Source organism: Acetivibrio straminisolvens JCM 21531 (assembly GCF_000521465.1).
Taxonomy (GTDB): domain Bacteria; phylum Bacillota; class Clostridia; order Acetivibrionales; family Acetivibrionaceae; genus Hungateiclostridium; species Hungateiclostridium straminisolvens.
Genome location: NZ_BAVR01000019.1, coordinates 48537 through 56729 on the forward strand (window position 1 = coordinate 48537; position 8193 = coordinate 56729).

8 protein-coding genes are annotated in these 8193 nt (G+C 33.3%); all 8 read left to right on the top strand.

Annotated elements, in window-relative coordinates:
* The first annotated feature begins 2 nt into the window (after positions 1-2).
* The 8 genes from JCM21531_RS06955 (at position 3) to JCM21531_RS06985 (ending at position 7848) form a co-directional block, all read left to right on the top strand.
* Entirely contained in the window at positions 3-2369 is a 2367-nt protein-coding gene (locus tag JCM21531_RS06955) for a glycosyltransferase (RefSeq protein ID WP_038288572.1), read from the top strand.
* 188 nt (positions 2370-2557) lie between these two features.
* On the top strand, positions 2558-3454 hold the full coding sequence (locus tag JCM21531_RS06960) for a hypothetical protein (RefSeq protein WP_131464422.1): 897 nt from the start codon (positions 2558-2560) through the stop codon (positions 3452-3454).
* A gap of 15 nt (positions 3455-3469) precedes the next feature.
* Positions 3470-4429 carry an MFS transporter gene (locus JCM21531_RS06965; RefSeq protein ID WP_038288577.1) on the top strand — a complete coding sequence of 320 codons (960 nt, stop codon included), beginning with the start codon at positions 3470-3472 and terminating at the stop codon, positions 4427-4429.
* Positions 4377-4742 (top strand): hypothetical protein, encoded by a 366-nt coding sequence (locus JCM21531_RS06970; protein ID WP_131464425.1) that lies wholly within the window; start codon positions 4377-4379, stop codon positions 4740-4742. The genes JCM21531_RS06965 and JCM21531_RS06970 overlap by 53 nt, the downstream gene beginning before the upstream one ends.
* 12 nt (positions 4743-4754) lie before the next feature.
* Positions 4755-5543, top strand: a complete 789-nt coding sequence (locus JCM21531_RS06975; protein WP_027621457.1) for an electron transfer flavoprotein subunit beta/FixA family protein — start codon at positions 4755-4757, stop codon at positions 5541-5543.
* Positions 5544-5585: 42 nt separating this feature from the next.
* Entirely contained in the window at positions 5586-5849 is a 264-nt protein-coding gene (locus JCM21531_RS17665; protein ID WP_054847035.1) for an adenine nucleotide alpha hydrolase family protein, read from the top strand.
* A 5-nt stretch (positions 5850-5854) separates the two neighbouring features.
* Entirely contained in the window at positions 5855-6577 is a 723-nt protein-coding gene (locus tag JCM21531_RS06980; RefSeq protein WP_131464428.1) for an electron transfer flavoprotein subunit alpha/FixB family protein, read from the top strand.
* Between the two features lie 71 nt (positions 6578-6648).
* Positions 6649-7848 (top strand): DegT/DnrJ/EryC1/StrS family aminotransferase, encoded by a 1200-nt coding sequence (locus JCM21531_RS06985; RefSeq protein ID WP_054847037.1) that lies wholly within the window; start codon positions 6649-6651, stop codon positions 7846-7848.
* Positions 7849-8193: the final 345 nt, after the last annotated feature.

Sequence of the window (8193 nt, forward strand, 5' to 3'; positions counted from 1 at the left end):
CGATGGAGTATTCAGTTATTGTATTATATTGGAATAAGTATGATGAAATAAAACTAATTTTGTCAGCATTAGCTGTACAGAATTATCCTAAAATAGACTATGAAGTAATTATTGTTGATGATGGTTCTGCTGTAAAGCTCAATGATTTGGTGAGCAGATACAGTAAGCAGATGAATATTCAATATCTAAGAAGACCACACTGCGGCAATAGGAGTAATAACCGTAACTACGGTGCAAAACATGCAAAAGGAAAGAATTTGATATTCTTGGACGGTGATATTCTCCCAGGGAAAGACCTTATTTCCAATTTTGAGAAGCACAGAAAGGATGGACAGGTATCAGTTGGATATCGTGTATATCTGAATAAATATGAGCCAAATCAGATAAGTGAATATATTGTGCAGAACCATTTTGAAATAATCGAGAATTTGCCAGGTACACTGGATGGGAGAAAAACTCCAATGCGTTATTTCCGAGAAACGAACCAGTATTACAGGGGGGGGTGGCAGATTTTGTATTCCGCTTGCTTTAGTATAGCAAAGTGGCAGTTTGATCAAGTTAATGGATTTGATGAGCAATTTGGAGAAAATTGGGGAAATGAAGATATTGAGTTGGGATACCGCTTATGGAAAAACGGTGCTGATATAAAGATGATAGAGGATATATGCGTTTATCATTTATACCATCATATTGAATTGGCAAAAAGAGAGGAAGATTTTCAGAAAAACTCTAAATTTCTGGTAGAAAAACATCGGAACTGGATGGTCGAACTATTTACAAAGGAAGCAGAAATATGGTCAAACGAATATATCAGAATACAAGAACGCATTATAAGCAAGGAAGCAATAATAAATGAGATAAAAAATATTGAAGAAGTAAAGAAAAAAATTTCAGCAAATACCATTCTATTTGGAATTGAAAATATAGAGTTGATTAAGTGTGAACAGGTTTCTTTCGCATATGTACCAGAAACCAGACTCATGGATAATAAAGTAGTAAATATGATTGGATTTCGAACCGACTTTCAAGACCATGTATTTTCTTGCGGTATTGTATCTCAGAAATATAAAAATATCAATGAAGGACTTTTTATGGTCTTATGTGAAGAAGCATCTAGAATATGCAGAAGTGTTTGGATTATGGATGAAGAGGGCGAATTGCAGAGATATGTCAGATTCAATAGGGCAGTACTTATAAACCTTTCACCATATTATCATATGTTTAAGACACAATATTGTTTGCTGCATTTTGCAATAGCAGCGAAAAAGATGGGATATCTTGTAGGAATAAATGTTGATATTGATTTGTTTCAGGAAATTGAATTTGATAATGTGTTTCTGCTTAATGAAGATGAGAACAAACAATGGCTGAGCGAAGCGAGAAATCATACATTAAACTTTGCTGGAAATAAGATACCATGTTTTATGGATTCGATAAATGCTTGTTCTGAGCGTTCATTATCAAGCCGAATATTATGGCAGGAACAATCGTTAATCAGTCAGAAAGAACACGATGAAATAAGGAGTAGCTATCCAACCGTTTTTCAGAAAAGAAAAGAAGATTTTGCTTCATGGAATGTAAAAAAGGAATTTTTACCTGTAGGGATTGATACAGAACAGTTATATCAGTATCAATGTAAAAACAGGGACAGTAATAAAGTATTCATATTGTTGTGGGCGGATCAAACAATTAATAAGAATACAAACTTAATAGAAATAGCTGAAATTGTAAAAAACATAAAAAATATACATCTTAAAATTGTAACATATAATATAGAAGAGTATGCTAAAGATAACTTTATCTATAATGATTCATTTAATCAGTGGATTAATTCTAATATATATAACGTAGTGACAAAAAAAAGGGGCTATATGGAAAAATTAAGGGGAATTATGGCGGAAACTGATAACATAACCTTGATTGAGGGAGTATATAAGGAAAGTGATTATATCCGCCAAATTTCAGAATGTGATGCATACATTAACTTAAATTCTCTTGAAGAAATTAATCCACTTGTACTTTATTCAGTGGCACTAGGTAAGAAACCGATTATTTGGAACCGTGATACGTATATCGATTATTTTTCGGCTAATGAGATGATAAGCATTGATATGGTAAAGAAAATAGAAGTGTTGGATGATATATTTTTAGAATCGCCAGAACACGAGCAAAAGCCGCTTAGGCTCGAACTGGCGAAGCCGGATATAATTAAACTAAGTGACACTCTTAGAACATTACTGTCTCATAGGTCAGCTATAGAGATTGGTGAAGATTTTAGGAAGAAATTTTGTGCAGAATTTGATTGGAAGAGCATTGTTTCTCGTTTCGAGACAATCATAAACAATAAAGAAAAAGGGAAGAGGGTATAACGATACTATGAAGAGTACAAGAAGAAAAAAAATTGCCGATAGAAATTCAGTCTGATGTAACTACATTTCTTCATTTTAATTTTCCATTGTGTACACTTTTATGGAATAAAAATATTTATCCATGGATGAATGAACATTTTATCCAATTGTATACCATGATGCATAATACAGGTGTATGTTGGGTTGACATGCTTGAGAAGGACTACTTTTATGAAGATGTATCAGATATTATTGATATGTCTTCAGAACATATGAAGGATGTATCTGATATTGTTAAATTTGTTATTGACAATATTAATAACAATTATTATTCCACAATTTACACAAACGAATACTATTTGCCAGGACGTGCGGCATACCATAAGTATACTCATATTCACCAAACTTTATTGTATGGATATGATTTAGATAAAGAAGTGTTTTTTGGGCTTGGGTATGATGGAAGACAGCGATTTGTTGAAGCAGAATATCCATTTGAAATCTTTAGAGAAGCTTATGAAAAAGGAAAGGCAGAATATGATAATGACTTCTGTTGGGTAAAAATGCATACTGCATACTTGAACAGGGTGTTTGATTTAAAGGAACCTTATCAAGCCAGAATAGAGATTTTTCTCAAAAAATTAAATGAATATATTTATGCAATTCCAGATGAATCCTTATTAAGAAAAGATGTAGTGATTGAAATGGGGAAGAATGCAAAATACGGAATGCAAGTATATGAAAGTATTCTTGATAATTTGAAGAAATTATTAAAAGGTGAATTTAAACATGATTACCGTACATTTCATTTGCTAGCGGAGCACAAAAGAGGAATGTTAAAAAAAATAGAGTACTTTATGTCAAAAAACGGATTAGAACAAAATATAGGCATATATCTGAAAGAGTATCAGAATATAGTAAAGGGTTTTGAAAACGCTCGTTTAATTTATCTGAGGGCTGAATTGGTTGACAATAATTATGAGACAATAATTGGTCAGTTGAAAAATAAAGAAGCTATTCAGAAAGTTTATGACATTGTCAATTTTAATTCAGATAAGGAGTACCAGATTCTCTGCAATATATATAAATGTTTTGCATCTATTTAAAGTGGAGGTTAAATCATGAAAGAGAGTTCAAAAAGCAGATATGATTACTATGTAAGAAATTTAATAAGCTTTACTATGGTGAACATTTTATGGCAGATTGGTTCAACTCTGGTTCATCCGGAAACTTCTCTGATTTATTTTTTAAAGCAAGTAAATGCAAGTAATCTAGCAGTAAGTGCAGTTGTTCCTGTTTTTATGTTCTTTAATTCTGTACCATGTATTTTATGGGGGGCAGTTATACATATTAACAAGAATATGAGAAAGGTTCTTTATTTATCTTGTATATGGATTATAGTTCCATATCTGGCTATTTACTTAGTTTTGGGCAATATGAAGGGAATTGGTTTTTACTTTGTACCTTGTTTGTTTCTATTGCTGATTTGCAGTAATTTAGGATTATCATTGGAGTGTGTAGCCTATCAGAATTATGTTTCTTATGTTGTTCCTGAAGAAAAGAGGGGAACTCTTTGGGGAATTGTATTTTCCTTTGGATACATCATAAGTTTATTAGCTTATCCTCTAATGAATGCTTTGAATGAGCGATTAGATACATTTCAATACTATCGTGCCGGATTTCTGATTTTTTTCATTTTTGCACTAATAGCCACACAATTCTTTTTACTTGTAAAGGAACCAAAAGAGGAATTTCACAATGTTGCTCAAAAGATTAATTGGTATGAGTATTTTTGCTCTTGTAAAGACATTCTGGCAAAGGATAAGAATTTTAGAATTTATCTCTTATTGCAGTATCTTGCAAACTTCAGCATATGTATTACTACATTTACTTTATTATATATCATAAACCTTTTTGATATTCCGAATGAAGATACAATAAAATTTACGATTATTTATTGTATTATCTTTGGGATTGGAAATTACATAGGTGGTAGAATAGGAGATAAAAAAAGGTTTCCGCTACATCATGCTGGCAGCACTATCGATACAGATTGTTTTTACGTCCATTCTTTTGCTTAACAAGAATAAACTTCTAGTATTCATAATCTATGGGTGTATTGTTTTAGGACTTGCCATGAAGGAAGTTGCGGTAATTAATATTCCTATTGATTCTACAAGGAATATCAATAAATCTCAGTATATAGGAATTGCCAATACAGTAACGGCACCATCACTTCTAATTTCATTATTGTTTGGAAGACTTGTTGATATAGGTGTTGTGAGTATACATAATGTGTTGGTAATCTCTATTATATGTCTGATAGCATCATTTATTTTAAACAGTATCTTTTTTAAAGAACCTAGAAATAAATTTGAAATAACAAGTAGATAGAGGATATTTGCCATGAATATTGTAGTGTGTGTGAAACCAGTTCCGGATAGGGAAAAAATGTATGTGGATAAAGAAAAAGGGGTTCTAGTCAGAAATGGAGCCGATATGGTAATTAATGAGCTTGATTATTACGCTTTAGAACTTGGATTGAGATGCAAAGATATGCAAAAGGATTTCAATGTCCTAGTATTAAGTATGGCAAATCACAATTGCATTAACCTGATTAGAAGTTTGTATGGATATGGTGTGGATGATGCAGTTTTGCTGAGTGATAAAGCCTTTCAAGGTTCAGACACACTTGCAACTTCTTATGTTCTTTCTTGCGGGATTAGGAAAATAGGAGAGTGTAAGATTATTTTGTGTGGCTGTGAGAGTAGTGATGGATGTACAGCACAGGTAGGACCAAATCTTGCACAAAGACTTGGAATGAAGTTATTAGCAAATGTGTTATCAATACAATACGTTGATGAGAAAAAAATACAAGTTCAGCAGATTGATTATCAAGGTATAAAAATAGTAGAAGCGTCATTGCCAGTAGTAATAACAGCTGTAAGTTCTGAACTTAAAATACGAACTAAGAAAATTAAATTTATTCTTGAAGCACAAAATAAAGATGTTAGTGTATGGAATGCACAGGATATTCATGCAGACTGTGCACAATGCGGATTATCAGGTTCAGCAACTCAAGTGAAAAGTATGCATGTGAAAGTTGGAATACAGACTGGAGTTATGATTGACGGAGATCAGGAGGAGAAAGTAGAACAATTTATTAGTTATCTAAAAAAATGGAAAGGGATGTAATTTATATCATCAAAATTTTACGGATGAGGGGAGGACTTTATATTGGGTGAAAGTACGATTGAAGAAGGCGGAGTATGGGTCATTTCAGAACCTTCTGATTCTGATAAGTTTGATGTTATATATGAATTGAACAGCATTGGAAGAAAACTTGCAGATAGGAATAATAACACGCTAACATTAGTACTAATAGGATATGCGTTACAGGAGAAAATTGAAGAAATAAAAAGGTTTTCCTATGACTACATCCTTTATGCAGAAAATAAAATGTTTGAATACTATGATTTGGAAACTATGCGAACACGTTAGTGGAGATGATTAGAAAGTATAAGCCAGGTGTGGTGCTTTTAGGTAGTACGCTATATGGAAGAACAATTGCCCCATGGATTGCGTCAGCACTGAAAACTGGATTGACAGCAGATTGCATTTGGTTAGACATGAATGAGGGTACATTAATTCAGGTACGTCCCGCTTTTGGAGATAATATAGAAGCAGAGATTATATGTCCAAGAAGAAAACCACAGATGGCTACAGTGAGACCACATGTTTTTCCGCTAGCGGAATGTAGAGATAATGACGGTACGTGTAAATTGGTCAGATATGATGTAACGAATTTCAAAACCGACTTCTTAACACTGTTGGATCGTATCAAAGTTCTGGAAAATAGTCAGTCATTAGAAAAGGCACAAATTATTTTTGCTGTCGGGAGAGGAATAAAAAGCAAGAAAAATTTAGATATGGTTTTTGAACTCGCAGTACTTTATGGTGCTCAGGTAGGTGCTACAAGAGCATTAGTTGATATGGGAATGATTGATAGAAAATATCAAATTGGACAGACAGGGGTGACTGTGAAGCCAAAGTTATACATTGCTTTTGGAATATCTGGTTGTATACAACATATGTCGGGAGTGTTATGTAATGAAATCTGGGCAGTTAATAATGATGAAAATGCACAAATTTTTAAAAAAGCTACGTTAGGATGTGTTGCAGATATTAATGTATTTTTACCGTTATTATTAAATAAAATGAAGGAATGAGTTTATAAACTATAAGTCAGGTCAGCATGGAGTTACATTTAATTTATATATAAAAAGGAAGGGGAATGATTATGCAAAGAAAAAAAAGTATAGAATGGCCAATTGCTGACGAAGGATTAATATCAGCATTAAAAGGGGTAATTGATAATAACAGATGGTCATTATCCGGTTATTGGACAGGACAGGATAGCTACAATGCAAAATTTGAAAAGGAATTTGCAAAAAAGAATAAGGTATCCTACTGTGTAACTGTTTCAAGTGGTTCTACTGCCTTAATTTGTGCTTTGGAGGCACTCGGAATTGGTGAAGGAGACCAGGTTATTGTACCGGCATTAAGTTGGGTAGCTACTGCAACTGCAGTATTACAAGTAAATGCAGAACCCGTTCTTGTAGATGTTTGTGAGCAGAACTACTGCATAGATCCAGAAAAAATTGAGTCTGCTATAACAGATAGAACGAAAGCAATTATAGCGGTTCATTTGTGTGGTGCTATGGCACAGATGGATCGTATTATGGAGATTGCGAATAAGTACAACTTAAAAGTAATTGAAGATAATGCACAGACACATTTTTCTATGTGGAAAGATAAGTATGCGGGGACGATTGCAGATATTGGAACATTTAGTTTTCAGCAGGGTAAAATTCTTACTTGTGGTGAAGGAGGAGCTGTTGTTACCGATGATTATGAATTGTATAAGAAAATCCAGCAGCTAAGATGTGATGGGAGAGCTTATGTAGAAGAAACAGCAAAAAAATATGGTTTTATGGAAATTGAGGCACTAGGAGAAATTCACGGAACGAATTATAATTTGAGTGAATTTCAGGCAGCTATTCTTCTTCACAATATGGAAAAGATTGATGAACAAAATGAGTTACGTCAGAAAAATGTAGAATATTTGGTTGAAAAATTAAGTGAAATAGATGGTATTAAAATAGTTAAACCATATGAAAATAATTCATATAGGACATATTATGGCTATATCATTCCATTTGACAAATCTAAATTTAACAATATGAATGCTAAAGAAGTTATCGAAAGGTTAAGTAGAAAGCTAAATATCGGTTCATTCTATATACATCCATTATATCCGGCAATACATAAGAGTCCGTTATTCTGCCCTTGGACAAATAAGAGATATCTAAAAGATGTTGCAAAGACAGAAGAATTTTGGAGAAACCAGAGTCATCCAGTCGCAGAATCTGCTAATGAAAATGTAATATTTTTACTTCATTCACTATTGTTAAGTGGAACAGCTTTTATTGATGACTGATAGAAGAATTGATTAAAATTCAAGGATAGAGATGTTTTATGATATCGACTTGAGAAAGGATTATTTCAAGCTGGATGTACCTGTCTACTTCTTCCTGGGACGGCATGATGTCAACGCTCCCACCGTACTGGCTGAGGAATACGAGTGGATACTGGATGAACCAATAAGCAGATTGTGTAGTTTGAACATTCTGCTCACAGCCTATGGATTAATGAACAGAATAGATTTTTGGCGAAAGTCTTGGCATGCTTTTTAGAAGATGGTCAAAAAATCGGGTAGGAGCTAATCATTATTTGATTAGCCGTCCCCCCACACCACCGTACGTGTCACCGCCGGAGTATAATT